Source organism: Cryobacterium sp. PH31-L1 (assembly GCF_030063145.1).
Classification (GTDB): Bacteria; Actinomycetota; Actinomycetes; order Actinomycetales; family Microbacteriaceae; genus Cryobacterium.
Genome location: NZ_JASISM010000006.1, coordinates 224,524 through 243,035 on the forward strand (window position 1 = coordinate 224,524; position 18,512 = coordinate 243,035).

General features: G+C 66.3%; 17 protein-coding genes. 7 read left to right on the forward strand and 10 right to left on the reverse strand.

Annotated features, from left to right (window positions below):
* The first annotated feature begins 15 nt into the window (after positions 1-15).
* The 6 genes from iolD to QMF22_RS13570 all read left to right on the forward strand — a co-directional run bounded on the left by iolD (position 16) and on the right by QMF22_RS13570 (position 6,799).
* Entirely contained in the window at positions 16-1,902 is a 1,887-nt protein-coding gene (gene iolD, locus QMF22_RS13545) for a 3D-(3,5/4)-trihydroxycyclohexane-1,2-dione acylhydrolase (decyclizing) (protein ID WP_283454469.1), read from the forward strand.
* Positions 1,903-2,027: 125 nt separating this feature from the next.
* The gene (locus QMF22_RS13550) at positions 2,028-3,026 is read left to right on the forward strand and encodes a Gfo/Idh/MocA family protein (protein WP_283454471.1); all 999 of its coding nucleotides are present in this window, start codon (positions 2,028-2,030) and stop codon (positions 3,024-3,026) included.
* Positions 3,027-3,037: 11 nt separating this feature from the next.
* A complete protein-coding gene (locus QMF22_RS13555; RefSeq protein ID WP_283454690.1) occupies positions 3,038-3,916 on the forward strand; it encodes a TIM barrel protein in 879 nt (292 codons plus the stop codon).
* A gap of 80 nt (positions 3,917-3,996) precedes the next feature.
* Entirely contained in the window at positions 3,997-4,968 is a 972-nt protein-coding gene (locus QMF22_RS13560) for a sugar ABC transporter substrate-binding protein (RefSeq protein ID WP_283454473.1), read from the forward strand.
* Complete coding sequence (locus QMF22_RS13565; RefSeq protein ID WP_283454475.1) at positions 4,965-6,005, forward strand: ABC transporter permease; 1,041 nt, start codon at positions 4,965-4,967, stop codon at positions 6,003-6,005. The genes QMF22_RS13560 and QMF22_RS13565 overlap by 4 nt, the downstream gene beginning before the upstream one ends.
* Positions 6,002-6,799 (forward strand): ATP-binding cassette domain-containing protein, encoded by a 798-nt coding sequence (locus QMF22_RS13570; protein WP_283454478.1) that lies wholly within the window; start codon positions 6,002-6,004, stop codon positions 6,797-6,799. The genes QMF22_RS13565 and QMF22_RS13570 overlap by 4 nt, the downstream gene beginning before the upstream one ends.
* An 81-nt stretch (positions 6,800-6,880) precedes the next feature.
* Here QMF22_RS13570 and QMF22_RS13575 read toward each other — a convergent pair whose 3' ends face one another.
* The 8 genes from QMF22_RS13575 to QMF22_RS13610 form a co-directional block, all read right to left on the reverse strand.
* A complete protein-coding gene (locus QMF22_RS13575; protein ID WP_502846958.1) occupies positions 6,881-7,603 on the reverse strand; it encodes a GntR family transcriptional regulator in 723 nt (240 codons plus the stop codon).
* Positions 7,604-7,726: 123 nt separating this feature from the next.
* Positions 7,727-8,869, reverse strand: a complete 1,143-nt coding sequence (locus tag QMF22_RS13580; protein WP_283454480.1) for a cysteine desulfurase family protein — start codon at positions 8,867-8,869, stop codon at positions 7,727-7,729.
* 3 nt (positions 8,870-8,872) lie between these two features.
* The gene (gene nadC, locus QMF22_RS13585) at positions 8,873-9,751 is read right to left on the reverse strand and encodes a carboxylating nicotinate-nucleotide diphosphorylase (RefSeq protein WP_283454482.1); all 879 of its coding nucleotides are present in this window, start codon (positions 9,749-9,751) and stop codon (positions 8,873-8,875) included.
* Complete coding sequence (gene nadB, locus QMF22_RS13590; protein ID WP_283454483.1) at positions 9,745-11,406, reverse strand: L-aspartate oxidase; 1,662 nt, start codon at positions 11,404-11,406, stop codon at positions 9,745-9,747. The genes nadC and nadB overlap by 7 nt, the downstream gene beginning before the upstream one ends.
* Complete coding sequence (nadA, locus tag QMF22_RS13595) at positions 11,406-12,716, reverse strand: quinolinate synthase NadA (RefSeq protein WP_283454485.1); 1,311 nt, start codon at positions 12,714-12,716, stop codon at positions 11,406-11,408. The genes nadB and nadA overlap by 1 nt, the downstream gene beginning before the upstream one ends.
* Before the next feature lie 38 nt (positions 12,717-12,754).
* Complete coding sequence (locus QMF22_RS13600) at positions 12,755-13,474, reverse strand: NUDIX hydrolase (RefSeq protein WP_283454486.1); 720 nt, start codon at positions 13,472-13,474, stop codon at positions 12,755-12,757.
* Between the two features lie 88 nt (positions 13,475-13,562).
* Positions 13,563-14,327, reverse strand: coding sequence for a polyprenol monophosphomannose synthase (locus QMF22_RS13605; RefSeq protein WP_283454488.1), 765 nt, complete (start codon positions 14,325-14,327; stop codon positions 13,563-13,565).
* A 4-nt stretch (positions 14,328-14,331) separates the two neighbouring features.
* Positions 14,332-15,879 (reverse strand): glycosyltransferase family 39 protein, encoded by a 1,548-nt coding sequence (locus tag QMF22_RS13610; RefSeq protein WP_283454490.1) that lies wholly within the window; start codon positions 15,877-15,879, stop codon positions 14,332-14,334.
* A 141-nt stretch (positions 15,880-16,020) separates the two neighbouring features.
* Here QMF22_RS13610 and QMF22_RS13615 point away from each other — a divergent pair, with 141 nt between their 5' ends.
* Positions 16,021-16,866, forward strand: coding sequence for a carbon-nitrogen hydrolase family protein (locus QMF22_RS13615; protein ID WP_283454492.1), 846 nt, complete (start codon positions 16,021-16,023; stop codon positions 16,864-16,866).
* Positions 16,867-16,879: 13 nt separating this feature from the next.
* On the opposite strand, the gene QMF22_RS13620 is transcribed toward QMF22_RS13615, so the two are convergent.
* Both QMF22_RS13620 and QMF22_RS13625 read right to left on the reverse strand, forming a co-directional pair.
* The gene (locus tag QMF22_RS13620) at positions 16,880-17,272 is read right to left on the reverse strand and encodes a DUF7882 family protein (protein WP_283454494.1); all 393 of its coding nucleotides are present in this window, start codon (positions 17,270-17,272) and stop codon (positions 16,880-16,882) included.
* A gap of 142 nt (positions 17,273-17,414) precedes the next feature.
* Positions 17,415-18,512: an alpha/beta fold hydrolase gene (locus tag QMF22_RS13625; RefSeq protein ID WP_283454496.1), complete on the reverse strand. Its 1,098-nt coding sequence runs from the start codon at positions 18,510-18,512 to the stop codon at positions 17,415-17,417.

Consider the following 18,512-nt stretch of genomic DNA (forward strand, 5'->3'; position numbering starts at 1 on the left):
GTGACTACTCGTCGCATGACAGTCAGCCAGGCCCTCATCGAGTTCCTCGCCCACCAGTTCACGGTCGACGGCGCCGTGCGCGAGCGCACCATCGCGGGCACCTTCGGCATCTTCGGTCACGGAAACGTCGCCGGCATCGGTCAGGCTCTCAAGCAGCTCTCGCTTGAGGACCCGACGCTCATGCCGTATCACCAGGCGCGCAACGAGCAGGGAATGGTGCACGAATCGGTGGCTTTCGCACGGATGCGGCGGCGTCGGTCGACCTTTGCCTGCACCGCCTCGGTCGGGCCCGGTGCCACCAACATGCTCACCGGTGCCGCCCTCGCCACAATCAACCGCCTGCCCGTGCTCCTGCTTCCCTCTGACACCTTCGCCACCCGGGTGGCCGACCCGGTGCTGCAGCAGTTGGAACTGCCCAACGACGCCAGCATCAGCGTGAACGATGCCTTCAAGCCGCTGTCGCGCTTCTTCGACAGGGTGCAGCGCCCCGAACAGCTCTTCTCTGCTGCCATCGGCGCGATGCGGGTGCTCACGGACCCGGTTGAAACCGGCGCGGTGACCCTGTGTCTTCCCGAAGATGTCCAGGCGCAAGCGCTCGATGTGCCGTTGGAGTTCCTGGCCGATCGTGAGTGGCACATCCGTCGCCCCCGGCCGGATCGGGGCGTTATCGACAAGGTGGTGCGCGCCATCCGTGAGGCAAAGCGGCCCCTGATAGTCGCGGGCGGCGGCGTCATCTACTCCGACGCTGCCGCTGAGCTCGCCGCCTTGGTTGAACTGACCGGCATTCCGGTGGGCACGTCGCAGGCCGGTGTCGGATCGCTGCTGTGGGACCACCCGCAAAGCCTCGGCGCCGTGGGCGCTACCGGAACGACCGCGGCCAACCGAATCGCCCGGAACGCTGACCTGATCATCGGAATCGGCACTCGATACAGTGACTTCACGACCGGCAGTCGCACCACGTTCCAGCACCCGGGCGTGCGCTTCATCAACATCAACGTGGCATCCTTCGACGCGATCAAGCATGGCGCAGCCATCGCGGTGGTAGCGGATGCCCGTGAGGCCCTGTTGGAACTGACCGAGGGTCTTGAGCGGTACCAGGTCGATGCTGAATTCGCCGAACGCATCCGTTTGGAGAAGGCGGAGTGGAACGCGGTTGTCGACGCGGCCATCGCCCCGAGCGGTCGGCCGTTGCCAGCCCAGTCGGAGATTATCGGTGCCGTGCAGCAGGCCTCTGACCCGCGCGACGTGGTCGTCTGCGCCGCCGGTTCACTGCCCGGAGACCTGCACAAGCTCTGGCGGGTGCGCGACGAACTGGGTTACCACGTTGAATATGGCTTCTCCTGCATGGGCTACGAGATTGCCGGAGGCATCGGCGTGCGCCGGGCTGCCCCCGACCGCGACTCGATCGTCATGGTCGGCGACGGCTCCTATCTCATGATGCACACGGAGATCGTGTCGGCCGTGGCTGAGGGGCTCAAATTCATCATCGTGCTGGTGCAAAATCACGGCTACGCCTCCATCGGGCATCTGAGCGACACGGTGGGCTCACAGCGGTATGGCACGCAGTATCGTTTTCAAGACAAGGCTCACAATAACTTTGAAACGGATGCGACGCTGCCGATCGACCTTGCAGCCAACGCGGCAAGTCTGGGGATAGCCGTGATCAGGGTGGAGCCCGGGGTGAACGTCATCGCCGACCTGGCTGCGGCCGTGGCCACGGCGAAAGCGTCCAGCACGGCCACCCTGATTCACATCAACAGCGATCCCCTGCTGTTTTCACCCGATACGGAGAGCTGGTGGGACGTTCCGGTGGCCGAAGTATCGGACCTCGAGAGCACGACGCAGGCGCGGATTGACTACGTGGCGCAGCGTGAAAATCAGCGCCCGTACTTAGGCGCCTAACCTGCGTCAGAATAAATTTGTCAGTATGTCAAGACAAACTCTTGACGACTGGTTATCAACCCTATACCCTGGTCAAAAGCAACAACATCAGGACATTAAAACAAACTCAATGTGGAGGCAATAAAGTGCGATTCGTAGTTTTGGGTGCCGGCAGGATCGGGCTCTCTCACGTCGGCACGCTGAAGGCGCAGGCCGGCGTCACCGACCTCCTGATCGCTGATCTCGATCCGGCCCGCGCTGCGGCCGCGGCAGCTTCGGTTGGCTCCGCGTCTGCCACCATCGACGAGGCCTTCGCCTCGAAGCCGGACGGCATCGTGATTGCCGCACCGACCTCGGCCCACGCCGAGCTCATTGTGCGGGCCGTGCGAGCGGGTATCCCGACCTTCTGCGAGAAACCCCTCGCCGAGAACCTCAGCTCGAGCATCGCGCTCGTCGAAGAGGTCGAGCGTCACGACGTTCCCGTACAGATCGGGTTCCAGCGCCGCTTCGACGCTGGCTACACGGAGGCCAAGCGGGCGCTGGAGAACGGTGAGATCGGCGAACTGCGCCGCCTGCACGTGCTGACCTTCGATCCGACGCCGCCTCCGGCCGAGTACATTCCGACCAGCGGGGGAATCTACCGCGACTGCCACATCCATGACTTCGACATTCTGCGTTGGGTCACCGGCCGCGAGGTGGCTACGGTCTTCGCTACCGGTGCGAACCGTGGAGCGTCCTTCTTCGGCGAGGCCGGCGACGTGGACGAATCCGCAGCCCTGCTCACCCTCGATGACGGAACCCTGGTCACCGTTCAGGGTTCGCGTTACAACGGCGCCGGCTACGACGTGCGCATGGAACTGGCCGGAAGCCTCGGGAACCGGTCCGTTGGACTCGACGATCGCGTTCCGCTGACCAGTGCCGAACCGGGCGTCAGCTTTCCCACCGAGTCTGCCTGGCCCAATTTCCAGGAGCGGTTCGCTCCTGCCTACGCTGCGGAACTGGCCCGATTCGTCACCGTCGCTGCCGGCGAGACCGTGAGCCCGTGCACTCCTCGGGACGCCCTCGAAGCGCTCTACATAGCCGAGGCCGCCGAGCTGTCCCGTGCCGAGGGACGCCCCGTGCGCCTCGACGAAGTCAAGCGGTGACCGTGGCCGAGATGAGTCTGCTGAGCCGCATTGCTGCCGCACCCATTTCCTGGGGCGTCTGCGAGGTTCCCGGTTGGGGGTTTCAGCTCACACCCGAGCGTGTGCTCGGTGAGATGCGCGAGTTGGGCGTCGTGGCCACCGAGTTCGGTCCCGAAGGTTTCCTGCCGGTGAGTCCGAGCGATAAAGCTGCGATCTTGGCGGATGCCGGGCTGAAAGCCGTCGGAGGATTCGTGCCGATTGTGCTTCATGACGCCGGCAGCGACCCCGTTCCGGTAATCGAAGCCGAACTCGACTCGTTTCTGGCAGCCGGGGCTTCCCGGCTCGTTCTCTCAGCCGACACCGGCCAGGTCGGCTACGACTCCCGCCCGACGCTGAGCGAGCCGGAGTGGAAAACGCTCCTGACCAACCTCGACCGCCTGGTGCAGACGGCGGCCGCGCGGGGCGTGGTGGCATCCATCCACCCCCATGTCGGAACGATGATCGAATCGAGCGCTGATGTCGAGCGCGTGCTGAGCGGTTCCAGGATCGGGCTCTGCCTCGACACCGGACATCTGTTGATCGGGGGTACCGACCCGGTCGCACTGGCCAACAACAACGCCGCTCGGATCACCCACGTGCACCTCAAAGACGTGCGCCGCGATCTGGCCGAGAAGGTGCAGCGCAAGGAGCTCAGCTACACCGACGGTGTGGGTCTGGGCATGTACACCCCGCTCGGTACCGGCGATATCGACATTGCAACGATCGTTCGGTCTCTGGAAGCAGCGGGCTATGCGGGCTATTACGTGCTCGAGCAGGACACGATCCTGACCGAGAACCCGGCAGAGGGCCAGGGCCCATTCGCGGATGTGCGCACCAGCATCGACTTCATCGCCGGTTTGGCGACTCCCTAAGACTCTTCACGACCGACAGCACCATCCGCACCACACACGGCACCGCCTCAGTCACAATGTATCCAATGGAGGATCCACTCATGAAGCTCAAATCTCGCTGGATGGCGGCGCTCGTCGTCCTGCCGCTCGCCCTCACCGGTTGCACGTCCACCACGAACACGGCAGCCACCACCGACGCTGCGGCCTCGGGCGACCAGGTCACGATCGCAGTCGTAACCCATGGCTCCCCGGGAGATACCTTCTGGGACGTCGTCAAAAGCGGCGCCGAGCAGGCCGGCAAGGATCTCGGTGCCACTGTCACCTACCAGGGTGATGGCGACCCGGTGAAACAGAGCCAGCTCATCGACGCCGCCGTTGCGACCCATCCCGACGGACTGATCGTCTCGATGGCCAACCCGGACGGAGTCAAGAACGCCATCGAAAAGGCCGTTGCCGCCGGCATCCCGGTGATCACGATCAACTCCGGCCTCGAGCAGTCCAAGGCATTCGGTGCTCAGACCCACGTCGGCCAGAGTGAGTTCATCGCTGGTCAGGGTGCGGGAGAGCAGCTGGCGAACGCTGGTGTCAGCAACGTCATCTGCGTCATTCATGAGGCTGGCAACAGCGGACTGGAAGAACGTTGCAAGGGAGCGGCCGACACCCTCGGAGGCACGGTCACCAACGTTCAGGTCGACGTCGCGAACGTCGCCGACGCCCAGAACACGATCAAGAGCAGCCTGCTCGCCGACCCGTCCATCGATGGCGTGCTCACCCTGAACCCCGGCATTGCTGTAGCGGCCAGCCAGGCGATCGAAGAAGCCGCCAGTTCGGCGAAACTCGCGACCTTCGACGTGTCCTCCGACGTCACCCAGCTGATCCTCGACGGCAAGATCCTGTTCGCCGTCGACCAGCAGCCCTACTCCCAGGGCTACCTGCCCGTGACCTTCCTCACCCTCCAGGCTCGCAACGGCGATGTCGTCGGTGGCGGCCTGCCCGTGTACTCCGGCCCCGGCTTCGTCACCAAGGACAACGCGGAGCAGGTCGCGAAGTTCGCGAAGAATGGAACGCGATGACCACCACCGCACCCGCGGTGACCGATGAAAGGATCAAGCCAGCCGGTCTGATCATAACGCTGCTGCGTCGACCCGAGGTCGGCGCGGCGGTGGCCGCCCTCGCCATCTTCATCTTCTTCTCGGTCTCGACGACGGCGTTTCTGACGCCGGCCGGTGTGGCCACCTGGCTCTACTCGGCATCACTGTTCGGCATCATGGCCGTCGCCGTGGCCCTGCTCATGATCGGCGGGGAGTTCGACCTCTCCGCCGGGGCCATGGTCGGTACAACCGGACTCATCGTCGGAATCGTCACGACCGAGTGGGGCGTCAACATCTGGCTCGCCCTCGTGATCGCCCTGGCGATTGCACTGGCAATCGGTGCGGCGAACGCCTTCGTGGTCATGAAGACCGGGCTGCCGAGCTTCATCGTCACCCTCGCCACCTTCTTCATTCTGCAGGGGGTGAACCTGGCGGTCACCAAGATCATCACCGGTACGGTGTCCATTCAGGGCATGAGTGCCGTGCCCGGCTTCGATGCCGTCAAGGTCTTCTTCGGTTCCTCGTTCGCACTGTTTGGCATGGACGTGAAAATCTCCATCGTCTGGTGGATCGCCATAACCGCACTGGCCACCTGGATTCTGCTTCGGACCCGCTCGGGAAACTGGATCTTCGCGGTCGGCGGGCAGATCACCAGCTCGCGCCAGGTGGGCGTGCCGGTCATGAAGGTCAAAATGGGCCTGTTCATGACCACCGCTGGCGCTGGCTGGCTCGTCGGCATGCTTCAGCTGTTCGACGTGTCAACGGTGCAGGCCACGACCGGCATCGGACAGGAGTTCATCTACATCATCTGCGCTGTCGTCGGCGGATGTCTGCTGACCGGCGGCTACGGATCGGCAATCGGTGCCGCTCTGGGCGCCCTGATCTACGGCATGACCTTGCAGGGAATCGTGTTCGCGCAGTGGGACAACAACTGGCTCAAAGCGTTCCTCGGTGGCATGCTGCTGCTGGCCGTGCTCGTCAACCTTTATGTACGCCGCCAGGCAGGAGTTCGCTCATGACAGACGCACAGGCATCCGCAGCCCCGCCCATTCTTGAAGTTCGGGACATCGGCAAGACCTATGGTTCCATTCTGGCGCTGCAGGGTGTGTCGGCCTCGGTCGGTGTCGGTGAGGTCCTCTGCGTTCTGGGGGACAACGGTGCCGGCAAATCCACGTTCATCAAGATTCTGTCCGGGGCCCACGCGCACACCCACGGCAAGCTCCTCGCTTACGGGGTCGAGCGCACCTTCGGCAGCCCGCGTGAAGCCCTGGATCTGGGCATCGCGACGGTCTATCAGGACCTGGCCGTCGTTCCGCTGATGCCGGTCTGGCGCAACTTCTTTCTCGGCTCCGAGCTGACCCGCGGGTTCGGCCCGTTCAGGCAGCTGGACGTCAAGGGGATGCGCCGGATAACCAAGGAAGAGCTGGCCAAGATGGGCATCGACCTGCGCGACGTGGACCAGCCCATCGGTACCCTGTCGGGTGGTGAGCGCCAGTCGGTGGCCATCGCCCGAGCCGTGTACTTTGGCGCGAAGGTCGTTATCCTCGACGAGCCGACCTCGGCTCTGGGCGTCAAGCAGGCCGGCGTTGTGCTGAAATACATCGCCCAGGCGCGCGATCGTGGTCTCGGCGTGGTCTTCATCACGCACAACCCGCACCACGCCTATCCCGTCGGCGACCGGTTTCTGCTGCTCAAACGCGGAACCAGCCTGGGGGACTTCAAGAAGAGCGAGATCACGATTGAAGAGATGACCAAGCTTATGGCCGGGGGAGCAGAGCTCGACGCTCTGGCGCACGAGCTCGCTCGCGCCTGACTGTCCGGCGCAGGAAAAAGTCTGGCCGTCCGCCCCCTCGGGGCAGGCGGCCAGACTTTTGTAGTGGTCTTGGCAGGATTGCTACTTTTCGACCAGAGTCACTTCGAAGGAGTAGAGGTCTGGGCGGTAGCAGTGCTGCCCGAACTCGACGGCACGGCCCGAATTGTCGAAGGCCGTGCGGTCCATCGTGAGCAGTGCCGAGTTCTTCTCGATCTCCAGTAGGGCTGACTCGTCGGCGGTGGACTTGCGGGCGCCGATGTGCTGGCGGGCCACCCGCATCGTCACGCCGCGTGAACGCAGCACCTGGTACAGGCCGTGGGCGACGAGTTCATTGGGTTCGATGCCGATGAACTCCGCGGGAAGCCAGTTCTCCATGACGGCTACCGGCACGTCGTCCGCGAGTCGAACGCGACGAATGTGCAGGGTCGGGCTGTCTTCCTGCACCCCGAGGCGTTCGGCGGTCTTGGCATCCGCTCCCTGGGTTTCCAAGGTGAGCAGGTGGGTGGACGGCACTTTGTGCGTGTTGGTGAGGTCGTCGTAGAGGCTGGTCAGTTCGACTTTGCGGGTGACCTGGCCGTGCACGACCTGGGTACCGATGCCGCGGCGACGCACGAGCAGACCCTTGTCGACGATTTCCTGGATGGCGCGGCGCACGGTGGGCCGACTGAGGCCCAGTCGCTGGCCGAGCGCGACCTCGTTCTCGAGCCGTGACCCGGCGGGCAGTTCACCGCTCAGGATGGCCTTTTCGATGCGCTGTGAAACCTGAAAGTACAGGGGAATCGGCCCGGATCGTTGCAAATCCATGAACATTCCCATAGGGAGGACGTTTTCTTCCTGCGCGCTCACCTGACACCTCACTGACAAGCCAAGAGCTTTGGCTAGTTGTCATGACATTATCAGGTCATAGCGACGTATGTCAGGGTCCGGTCAAGCACCGAGGCTGGCGACCGCTGAAATCGAGCCGCGAACGGATGCCGCCGCCTCTTCCGCCTCCGCCGCGCTCGTGCCAGCGCCCAGCGTGAAACGGACCGCGGTTAACGCCACGTCGCCCGCGAAGCCCATGGCGGTGAGAACGTGCGAGGGCTCGCTGCTGCCGGCCGCGCAGGCGGACCCACTCGAACAGACAATGCCGCGCTGTTCGAGCTCGAGCAACACAGCCTCGCCGCTCGTGCCCGGGAATACGAACGACGCCGTGCCCGGCAGGCGTTCCGTGGGATGGCCGGTGAGCCGGGCGGAGGGGGTATCGCGCAGCACGGTGCTGATGAACTCGTCGCGAAGAGTGCTGGTGCGGGCGGCGGCTTCGGCGCGGTCCGCGACGGCGAGCCGCAGCGCGACGGCGAGGGCGACCGCTCCGGCGACGTTCTCGGTGCCGCTGCGTTTGCCGCGCTCCTGGCCGCCACCGTGCAGCAGCGGTTCAATCGCCAGGCGACCGCGTAGAAACACCGCGCCGATGCCGGGGGGAGCGCCGAGTTTATGGCCGGAGAGACTCAGTGCGTCCACGCCGAGTCCGGTCACGTTGAGGTCGAGCCAACCGCCGGCCTGCACGGCGTCGGTGTGAAAGGGCACACCCTGCGCGTGGGCCACTGCAGCCAGCTCCTTGAGAGGCTGCACGGTACCGACCTCGTTGTTGGCGTAGTGCACCGAGACCAGGGTCGTGTCGGGGCGGAGCGTGCGGGCCAGGTCGGCGGGGTCGACGCGGCCCGCGGCATCTACTGGCAGCAGCGTGATTTCGAAACCGTGCAGCCGCCGCAGGTAGTCGCAGGAGTCGAGCACGGCCTCGTGCTCGATCGGGGTGGTCACCACGTGGCGGCCGCGCGGGTTGCCGAGGGCAATCCCCTTGATCGCGAGATTGCCGCCTTCGGTGCCGCCGCTCGTGAACACGACCTCGCCGGGCCGGCAGCCCAGCGAGCGGGCGATGCTGCGGCGCGCGTCCAGCAGCGCGGCAGCGGCCGCCTCACCGACCTGGTGGTGGCTCGACGGGTTGCCGAAACCGCTTGTGAGATGCGGCCACATGGCCTCGAGGGCCTCTCGGCGCACCGGGGTCGTCGCGGCGTTATCCAGGTAAATCATGGGTCAGAGAGCAAACCCAGCCGGCGTGTTCACCCGAATGGCCACGTCGAGGCCGAGGTCGAGCGAGTGCACGCTGTGCGTGAGCGCTCCGACCGAGATGACATCGACGCCGGATTCCGCAATGTCACGCACGGTCTCCAGCGACACGCCGCCACTGGCCTCGACGATGGCGCGACCGGCGACCTGCGTGACACCGGTACGCAGGTCCTCCGGGCTGAAGTTGTCGAGCATGATCGTGTCGATGCCGGCCACCAATACGTCTTCGATCTGGTCGAGGCGGTCGACTTCCACCTCGAAGTGGGTGGTGTGCGAAAGCTTTGCGCGCACCTCGCGCAGCGCTTCGGTGAGACCGAGCGGCCCGGCGGCGAGGATAGCGAGGTGGTTGTCCTTGGCCATCACCGTGTCGGACAGGCTGAACCGGTGGTTGTGGCCGCCGCCATCTCGCACGGCCGCGCGTTCCACTGCGCGGAGGCCCGGCGTGGTCTTGCGGGTGTCGACAATGCGAGCCGTGGTGCCGGCCGTCTCGGCGACGTACCGGGCGGTCAGCGTGGCGATTCCGCTCATCCGCTGCACGAAGTTGAGACCGATACGTTCAGCCTGCAGGATACCCCGGGCCGGGCCGGTCACCTCGGCCAGTGTTTCGCCCTGGGAGAAGCGGTCACCGTCGGCGACGAAGTGGCGCACCTCGATACGGGGGTCGGTGAGGGCGAAAGCGGCGGCGAACACGGCACTGCCGCTGTACACGCCGGGCTCGCGGGCTTCGAGCCTGGCAGTCGCGACGGCATCCTCGGGGATGAGCACGGCCGAAGTGAGGTCGCCCCAGGGAGCGTCTTCGTCGAGAGCGGCCTGCACGACAACGTTGATGGAGTGATTGCTCAGCATGCGATGGCCTCCTGGGCCGGAACGAGTTCGAGTGATTGCGGGCGTGGCTGGGAGCTGCGTGCTTGCGAGACTGAGCGGGCCAATTCGGGCCGGGTCTCGGCGAAGTCTGAGCGGTAGTGTGCGCCGCGCGATTCCTCGCGCGCGAGGGCTGCGGTCACGAGCAGGCGGGCGAGGTCGAGCAGGTTGCGGTCTTCGAGGGCGGCGACCGCGGTGCTGGCGGGGTCGGGGGCTGTCCACTCGGCAAGGTTGGCGGCGGCTGCGGCCAGGCCCGCGCCGGAGCGGTGTACTCCGGCGTAGTCCCAGAGGAGTTGCTGGAGTGTTCGGCGGTCGACCAGAGTTGCCGGATCGGCTGACGACGATCCTGTGGCGGTCTCGACCAGCTCGACCAACGCGTAGGAGAGATCTGCCGAGCGAGTCGCCTGGTCGAAATGGTGTGAGAAGGGAGAGACCGGCGAGCGGGCGTGACCTTCCGTGCGCGTGGGCCAGGGCTGGTCGAGGGCCCGCACCGAACGGTCGGCGAAGACGGCGGCCTCCAGCAACGAGTTGGAGGCAAGCCGGTTAGCGCCGTGCGCACCGGTTCGGGCGACCTCGCCGACGGCGAACAGGCCGGGCAGGGTGGTGCGAGCCCAGGCATCCGTTTCGACACCGCCCATCCAGTAGTGCGCGGCCGGGGCCACCGGAATTGCTTCGACCGCCCAGTCCAGGCCGGCGGCACGGCAGGCGGCCGTGATGGTGGGGAATCGGGTTTCGAGCTTTTCACGGCCAAGGCCGGTGGCGTCGAGCAGCACCGGGGCGCCGCCCTGCCATTCCATCTGGCGGGCGATGGCCCGGGCGACGACGTCGCGTGGGGCGAGTTCGGCGTCGGGGTGCTCGGCCAGCATGAAGCGCTCGCCGAGCTGATTTCTGAGCACGGCGCCCTCACCGCGCACTGCTTCCGAGACGAGCGGCGTGCCCGGCACGGCGAGGGCGGTCGGGTGAAACTGGTAGAACTCCAGATCAGTAACGGATGCCCCGGCCCGCCACGCCGCCGCCACACCGTCGCCGGTGGCGACCGGCGGGTTGGTGGTGTGCGTGTAGAGGGCGCCGGCACCGCCCGTGGCGAGAATCACAGCGTCGGCTTCGAGTGAGCGCTGCACGCCGTCGGGGTCGAATATCCGTGCGCCGCTCACCGCGCCGCTGTCTTCGACCAGTAGGTCGACCAGCATGGTGTGTTCCCGTACCTCGATCGCCGCCCGGCGCCGCACGGTCGCGACGAGCGCAGCCTCAACGGCAGCGCCGGTGGCGTCGCCGCCGGCGTGCACGACCCGGGAGCGCGAGTGGGCAGCTTCGAGTCCGCGCGCCACCCCGGATTCGTCCCGGTCGAAGTCCACGCCGAACCGGATGAGGTCGCGCACCCGCGCCGGGCCCTCCTCGCAGAGCACCCGCACCGCGCCCGGGTCGCACAGTCCGGCACCGGCGCGCAGCGTGTCGAGCACGTGCGCGTCGACCGAGTCGTCACGAAACAGGGCAGCGGCGATGCCGCCCTGCGCGTACCGGGTGTTACTTTCCGGCAGTACGGATTTGGTGACGAGCACCACGCGGTGCCCGGCATCTGTTGCCCGCACCGCGGCCAGCAGGCCGCCGAGTCCGCTGCCGATAACGAGAACGGATGACATCAGGCGCCGACCAGAACCGGCGGCCGGGACGCCAGCATCCGCTCGAGGGCAACTCGGGCGTGACTGGCGACATCGGCAGAGACCGTGATCTGATTGAGCACCTGCGACGGCGCCTCGCCGCCGCCAACGAGGGCTTCGAGCACCCAGGCCAGGTAGCCGGCGTGGATGCGATACATGGTCGAGCAGGGGCAGATCACCGGGTCGAGGCAGAAAATCTCGTGTTCGGGGTGCTGGGCGGCGAGCCGGTTCACGAGGTTGATCTCGGTGCCGATGGCAAAGGTCGAGCCGGCCGGGGCCGCGGCGATGGCTTTCGCGATGAAGTCGGTGGATCCGGCCGAGTCGGCGGCGTCGACGACCGCCATCGGGCATTCCGGGTGCACCAAGACCCGCACGCCGGGGTGTTCGGCGCGGGCGGCGTCGATCTGCGGCACGGTGAAGCGGCGGTGTACGCTGCAGAATCCGTGCCAGAGCACGACCTGGGCGTCCTCAAGCGCATCGGCAGTGTTGCCGCCGAGCGGTTTGGTCGGGTTCCACATCGGCATCTGCTCCAGGGGCACGCCCATAGCCTTGGCGGTGTTGCGGCCGAGGTGCTGGTCGGGGAAGAACAAAACGCGTCGGCCGCGCTCGAACGCCCACTCCAGCACGGCCTTGGCGTTCGACGAGGTGCACACGATGCCGCCGTGCTCGCCGCAGAAGCCCTTGAGCGCGGCGGAGGAATTCATGTAGGTGACCGGAATCACCGGAACCCGGCCGGAGGCATCCGTCTCGGTGCCGTAGAGCTCTTCGAGCTGTTCCCAGCATTCGGTGACCGAGTCGATGTCGGCCATGTCGGCCATCGAGCAGCCGGCGGCCAGGTTCGGCAGAATGACGGCCTGGTCGGGGCCGGAGAGCAGGTCGGCGGTTTCAGCCATGAAGTGCACGCCGCAGAACACGATCGCGGCCGCGTCGGGGCGGCTCTGCGTGGCCTGGGCCAGCTGAAAGCTGTCGCCCACGAAATCGGCGTGCCGCAGTACCTCATCGCGCTGGTAGAAGTGGCCCAGAATCACGACCGAGTCACCGAGCACGTTCTTGGCCTCGACGATGCGGGCACTGAGCTCTTCGGCCGAGGCCGTACGGTAGCGCTCCGGCAGGGCGCCCTGACGGGGAGATCCGGCTGGAATCACGTCGCCCATCGACGAGCCGGGGCCGTAACCGGGGGTGCCGGCGTCGAATTCCCACGGCGAGGTCGCCAGATCGGGACTGCACGTGCTGCCGGCGGCTTTGCCGGTGCCGATGAGACGAATTGTGGTCTCGACCGAGGGAATAGTCATGGTCGTGCTCCTTGAGAATGAAGAGGGGTGAGGGGGAGTTAGCGGGTCGGTCCCGGCGGGTCGTGCTCGTTGGCCCGATCGTCGTAGCGGTAGAGCCGCGCGGGTCGGTGGCGCGCACCCGCCACGTGCTGATCGGTGCTGATCAGGGTGCCGCTCGACTCCATCGAGCGACGAAAGTTGGCCGGGTCGAGCGCCTTCTGCAGCACGGCCTCGTGCACGTCGCGCAACTGGGCGAGGGTGAACGTGTCACCGAGAAAGGCGTGCGCAATGCGGGCGTATTCGACTTTGGTGCGCAGCCGCCAGAGGGCGTATTCCACGATGCGGTTGTGGTCGAACGCCAACGGCGGCAACTGGTCGGCGGCAAACCAGCGCACGTTCTCCCCAACGGATGCTCGCTCCGCTACCTCCGAACGCACCAGCGCCCAGTACACGACCGAGACCACGCGAAGGCCGGGGGAGCGGTCGATATCGCCGAACGTGTACAACTGCTCCAGGTAGCGCGGGGACAGGTCCGTGGTTTCGCGCAGGGTACGGCCGGCGGCGGCGGCGAGCTCTTCGTCGGCCGGCAGCCATCCGCCGGGCAACGCCCAGAGATTCCGGTGCGGGTCGCGGGTACGACGCACGAGCGGCAGCCAGAGCGTCTTCAGGCCCGACTCGTCGTCGGTGCGCAGGGCGAAGATCACGGTCGAAACCGCCACGGTCGCCTGAGCGCTGCCGCGTTCGAGCGGACTCTGCTCGGTCAGGTGGTGCTCCAGCACGGGGATCCAGTCGTAAAGGTCGGTGTGACTTTAACTGCTGGATCCATCATATAGTCAAATTGACTCAAACACCCGAAATGTTTCAGATTCAGGCTCCGCGTGCGGCCGCGGCGGCCTCCCGCGCGCCGGACCGGCTGATGCCCATTCCGGTCACGCCCCACAGAGTGACCCGGGCCATCGCCTCGATGGCGATGCGTGGACTCATCTTCGACGAGCCGCGCACCCGCTCGACGAAGGTGATCGGCACCTCGACGACGCGCAGGTTGGCACGCACCGCGTGCAGCAGCATCTCAATCTGAAAGCAATAGCCGAGGCTGTCGACGCTCGAGAGGTCCATGCGCTCGAGCGCCCTGGCCGAGTACACCCGGTAACCGCCGGTGGCGTCGCGCTGCGGTAGCCGCAGCAGCAGACGGGAATACCAGGAGCCGCCGCGGGAGAGTGCGCGCCGGTGCCACGGCCAATTCTCGATGGCCCCGCCCGGAACCCAGCGTGAGCCCATCACGACATCGGCCGTGACGGCGGCATCGAGCAGTGTGGCGAGCTGCTCCGGCAGGTGGGAGCCATCCGCGTCGAGCTGCACCAACCGGGTATAGCCGCGGCCGAGGCCCCAGCCGAAGCCATCGAGGTACGCCGCGCCGAGACCGGTCTTCTCAGTGCGGTGCAGCACGTGAACGCTGGAATCCCGCGCCGCGATCGCGTCGGCGAGGGTGCCGGTGCCGTCGGGCGAATCGTCGTCGACGACCAAAATGTGTACCTCGGGCACACTGGAGCGCAGTCGATCCACGATCGAGGCGATGTTTTCGGCCTCGTTGTAGGTCGGCACGAGTACCAGCGTGGTGGAGTTGGTTGGCACGACGTTACCTCGTCATTTCGATGATGCGGGTGCGGTTGACCAGTGTCGTCTGGGCGACGCGGAAACCCTGGATTTGAAGCGTGTGGACATCCGTTTCTTTCCGCGAATCTGCACTCCCCGAGTATTGCAGCAGCCACACCGTGTCGAGGTTCGCTACGGCCGGCAGCACGTCGATCAGTGGTGCGACCTCGTCCCACAGCCAGGTCGTGTCATCGTACGGGCGGGTCAGGGTCACGTCGCGCAGTCCGGCGAAGGCGTCGGGGTAGAGATGCATCGCCAGCCGGGGCAGGCGTGACGGGCGCACGCTCTGGTCGAAGACCACGCCGTCGCCCGGCGTTGCCCGGGCGGCGATGATGTCGGCTGCCTGGCGCCAGTCGCTGCCCTCATTCTTGCCGAAGTCACCGCGCTGCACCGCATAGGCGGGCACGATCACGGCCACGAGGGCCAGGACGCTCGCGACGCGCAACCAATTGCTGGCCAGTGCCGCCAGGCCCACGGCGATCACAATGCCCACCGCCGGGGCGCAGAGCGAGAGGTAGCGCAGTGAATACATCGGCGCGATCAGGTGCGTGCCGATGAGCAGAGTCGCGCTCGGCACCAGCATCCAGGCCAGAAAAATCGTGAGTCCGGCGCGGCCCGGCCGGCCGGCCGGCCGGCGGGTGCCTGGGCGGCGCAGGAATACCGCGACCATGGCCACGATAATGAGCGACCAGGCCATGATCGCCACCGGAATGGTGTCGAACCACTGCATCACGGCCGCTTCGCTCACGCTGACCTGGGGGCGTCGGCCGATGAATGCGATTTGTTCCCGCTGCGCCGAGCCCGCCAGCGCAATCGGAGCGGCCAGCAGCAGCCCGATCGCGCTCGCGCCGACCCAGAAGAAAACGCTCTGCCACAGCGGATGCCGGCGGCCCAGAACGAGGACCGCCACCGCGTGTACCGGCAGTAGCAGCGCCAGGAACAGGAAGACATAGATGCCGAGCGCGAGCAGCAGGGAATAGCAACCCCAGAGCAGGAGCTGCCGGAGCCGACTCCCGGAGCTGCTTCGCACAGCGTGCACGAGAAGCACGGTCAGCCATACCCCGATAGCCGTGGCGATGGCGGTGGATCTCGCCTCGGAGCCCATATAGGTCACCCGCGGAATGATCGCAAAGACCAGTCCGCCGGCGATGGCAGTCCGAGGCCCCATGAAGAATCGCGCCAGAACGACCGTTCCCGCCGCCGCGACGCCGATCGCGATCGCGCTCGGCAGCCTGGTGGCGAGCTCGGATGCACCGAACAGGTCGATCCAGCCGTGCAGAAAGACGTAGTACAGGCCGTGCACGGCATCGACGTTCTCGAGCATGCCGAACAGCGAGGGGAACGATCGTTCGGCCGACATGACGCTGGCCGCCTCATCACCCCAATACGATGGCTTCCAGGACCAGGCGAACGACACCAAGAAGGCCACGAGGCCCACGAGACCGGCCGACCAGACCGGTGAAAGCCGTCGCCACCGGCGTCGTTCGGGCACCATGGGGGCCACGAGGTGGGGTGCGATAACAGAGGTCACCCCATGAATCTACCCAGCAAAAGTTAACGGGAGCCTTCGAAAACCCCTCAGTTGCCTGCGAAGACCAAACCTTTCGCGGGTCGGCCCCGGTATCGGCATCGTGATCGGCGTCCTGATCGAGCGGCCAGCTAGGCTTTCGCCATGACTCCAGGCGCCGCAACGTATGAATCCGCAACGATCGATTCCGACGCGGTCGGCGTTGCCGTTGCCCAGTTCGCCCCGGGGCCAGATCGGGCGCTCAACCTCGCCACGATGCGGCAGCTGGCCGAAACGGCTGCCGGTCGTGGCGCGCGGCTCGTCGTTTTTCCCGAGTACTCGGCATTCTTCGAACCGAAACTCGGTCCGTCGTTCGTGTCGGCCGCGGAACCGCTCGACGGAGAATTCGTGGCCGCACTGGCCGCGCTCGCCGCCGAACTCGGCATCCACGTCGTGGCCGGCATGCTCGAAACGACCGTGGACCCGGCCCGGTTCTCGAACACCCTCGTCGCTCTCGATAACACCGGGCACCGCGTGGCGACCTACCGCAAGCTGCACCTGTACGACGCCTTCGGCGACCGCGAATCGGAGTGGGTGTTGCCTGGCACCGTGACCGACCCCGAGACCTTCGACGTCGGTGGCCTGCGGGTGGGGCTGCAGACCTGCTACGACATCCGCTTTCCCGAGGTCACGCGTCGTCTGGTCGACGCGGGAGTCACCCTCGTGCTCGTGCCGTCCGAGTGGGTGCGCGGCCCCCTCAAGGAACACCACTGGCGCACGCTGCTGACGGCCCGGGCGCTGGAGAACACCGTTTTTGTGGCCGCCGCCGATCACGCCCCGCCGATCGGCGTTGGTAGCAGCCTCATCATCGACCCGATGGGCGTTGCGCTGGCCAGCCTCGGCGAGGTAGCGGATGTCGCCGTCGCGTTCCTCACACCGGCCAGAGTGACCGCCGTGCGCGCGATAAACCCGGCCCTCGCGCTCCGACGGTTCACCGTCGTGCCGCGCTGAGCGGCACCGAGAATCAGCGTTCGGTGACGCTGGCCTTGGTCGCGCGGGTCTGGGCGGCCGCTCGAATGCCGATGGCCGGTTCCACCTTGGGGCTGGCATTGGCGTCAACGGCGGCGCCTTCTTCTGCGGTCACCACTAGCCCCTGCGAGCTGTTGGCTGAGCGGGTGAGCTGGGCGACCCAGTTCGGGTTGATGCTCGGTGCGTGCCCGCCGGCAAACTTGAAATAGAGCGGAATGGCCGGGTGCAGCCAGGCTGAGCTCCGGCCGTCTCCGACGACGGCGGCATCACGCCACGACAACAGAAAACTTTCGCCGCGGCGCAGCTTTTGAATGATCACGAGCTGCAGGTGTGCCAGCATGCGATCTTCGAATTCCACGACGACACGGTCGTACGTGAGAGAACCCATGATTGCCACTTCCATTTCGCTGCGATCGGATGCGCTCGCTAAGAGCCGGGAGCCGGAACGAATGAAAGCGAAGTATGCACTTTGGTGGGGAACCGGGTACTGCTACCCACTGTCCTCCGTTTGGGGGGCAAACGCAAGGTTTTCAGAAAGTGCCCAGCTGACTCGAAGTCGAAACGATCGGGAGTGGGGACGCGAATTCGAGCCGGAGCAGCACCTCGAGCGGGCGCTCGACCTGACCGAAATGTCCGGCGCTGCCAATCGTGCTGATCACGCATTGCGGCACAACTGAACGGAGCTTTCCGTCGTCCTGGGCCGTGACGAACACGTCCCGGTCGCCGTGCACGGAGCGCACCGGGCAGCTGATCTGCGCCCAGTGCGCGGCGGTATCGTAGGCGCCGGCACGGGTCGCTGCCAGCACGAAACCGGCCGGCCGTACCTCGGTGCCGAGGGCGGCGACCACGCTGGCATCGACGGCCTGACCGTAGCGAAACAGCGGAGAGACCAGGGAACGCAGCAGGCCGAGGCGCATGACCGCCCGTACCAGACTGCGGCCAAGCGGGCCGGCGAGCTGCAGCATCCGCATGGTCTGGAACAGGGCCGAGAAGGCGGGCAGCGGAAAGAACCGGCGAAGCGGGTGACGAACACTGTCCTGGATCGAGAACGAGGTCGCCGAGACCAGGCCGACGGATGCCGTGGCGCGCGTTTCGCTCGCCGCCAGCGCCAGTGCGATGAACCCGCCCATGGAATGACCCACAACGTTCCAGCGTTCGTAGCCGAGGGAGCGCGCCAAGTCGGCGACCAGCTCAGCCATCGATTCGACGCCGAGCGTCGAATGGTCGGCCGGCAGTGGTGAGTCACCCCACCCCGGCAGGTCGGGGATGATGAGATCGGTCAGGTCGCGGGCGGTCGCATCGGCGGCCTGCAATAGGGGAGTCCAGGTGGTCCATGACCCGGCGGCGCCGTGCAGCAGGATGGTCGCGGTCGTGCTCGCGCTGCGGCGTCCGTGCCGAACCGTGACGGTGCCGCCCTTGAGCCGCATGGAGCTCGTGGTCAGGCCAAAGTGGCGGGCATCCGAATCGAGCGGGAACGGGCTGTAGCCGAGCACGGTGGCCGGTGGTGCCGGTTTTGGCCGGGCGGGAACGTGGGGGCTGGGGCGTGGTCCGGGCTTCGGTGAGTCCAGGGCGCCGAGCGGTGCCGCGGCGTGGTTTCGGATCGCTGGTCGGGACATCAAGATGCTCAT

Excerpts from the sequence above, each read along its gene's own strand:
- QMF22_RS13615 (WP_283454492.1), top strand. The coding sequence starts at position 16,021 with ATGACTCCAGGCGCCGCAACGTATGAATCCGCAACGATCGATTCCGAC.
- QMF22_RS13565 (WP_283454475.1), top strand. The coding sequence starts at position 4,965 with ATGACCACCACCGCACCCGCGGTGACCGATGAAAGGATCAAGCCAGCC.
- nadA (WP_283454485.1), bottom strand. The coding sequence starts at position 12,716 with ATGACTATTCCCTCGGTCGAGACCACAATTCGTCTCATCGGCACCGGC.
- nadB (WP_283454483.1), bottom strand. The coding sequence starts at position 11,406 with ATGTCATCCGTTCTCGTTATCGGCAGCGGACTCGGCGGCCTGCTGGCC.
- nadC (WP_283454482.1), bottom strand. The coding sequence starts at position 9,751 with ATGCTGAGCAATCACTCCATCAACGTTGTCGTGCAGGCCGCTCTCGAC.
- QMF22_RS13625 (WP_283454496.1), bottom strand. The coding sequence starts at position 18,512 with ATGAGCATCTTGATGTCCCGACCAGCGATCCGAAACCACGCCGCGGCA.
- QMF22_RS13560 (WP_283454473.1), top strand. The coding sequence starts at position 3,997 with ATGAAGCTCAAATCTCGCTGGATGGCGGCGCTCGTCGTCCTGCCGCTC.
- QMF22_RS13575 (WP_502846958.1), bottom strand. The coding sequence starts at position 7,603 with ATGGATTTGCAACGATCCGGGCCGATTCCCCTGTACTTTCAGGTTTCA.
- QMF22_RS13580 (WP_283454480.1), bottom strand. The coding sequence starts at position 8,869 with ATGATTTACCTGGATAACGCCGCGACGACCCCGGTGCGCCGAGAGGCC.
- QMF22_RS13620 (WP_283454494.1), bottom strand. The coding sequence starts at position 17,272 with ATGGGTTCTCTCACGTACGACCGTGTCGTCGTGGAATTCGAAGATCGC.
- QMF22_RS13555 (WP_283454690.1), top strand. The coding sequence starts at position 3,038 with ATGAGTCTGCTGAGCCGCATTGCTGCCGCACCCATTTCCTGGGGCGTC.
- iolD (WP_283454469.1), top strand. The coding sequence starts at position 16 with ATGACAGTCAGCCAGGCCCTCATCGAGTTCCTCGCCCACCAGTTCACG.
- QMF22_RS13570 (WP_283454478.1), top strand. The coding sequence starts at position 6,002 with ATGACAGACGCACAGGCATCCGCAGCCCCGCCCATTCTTGAAGTTCGG.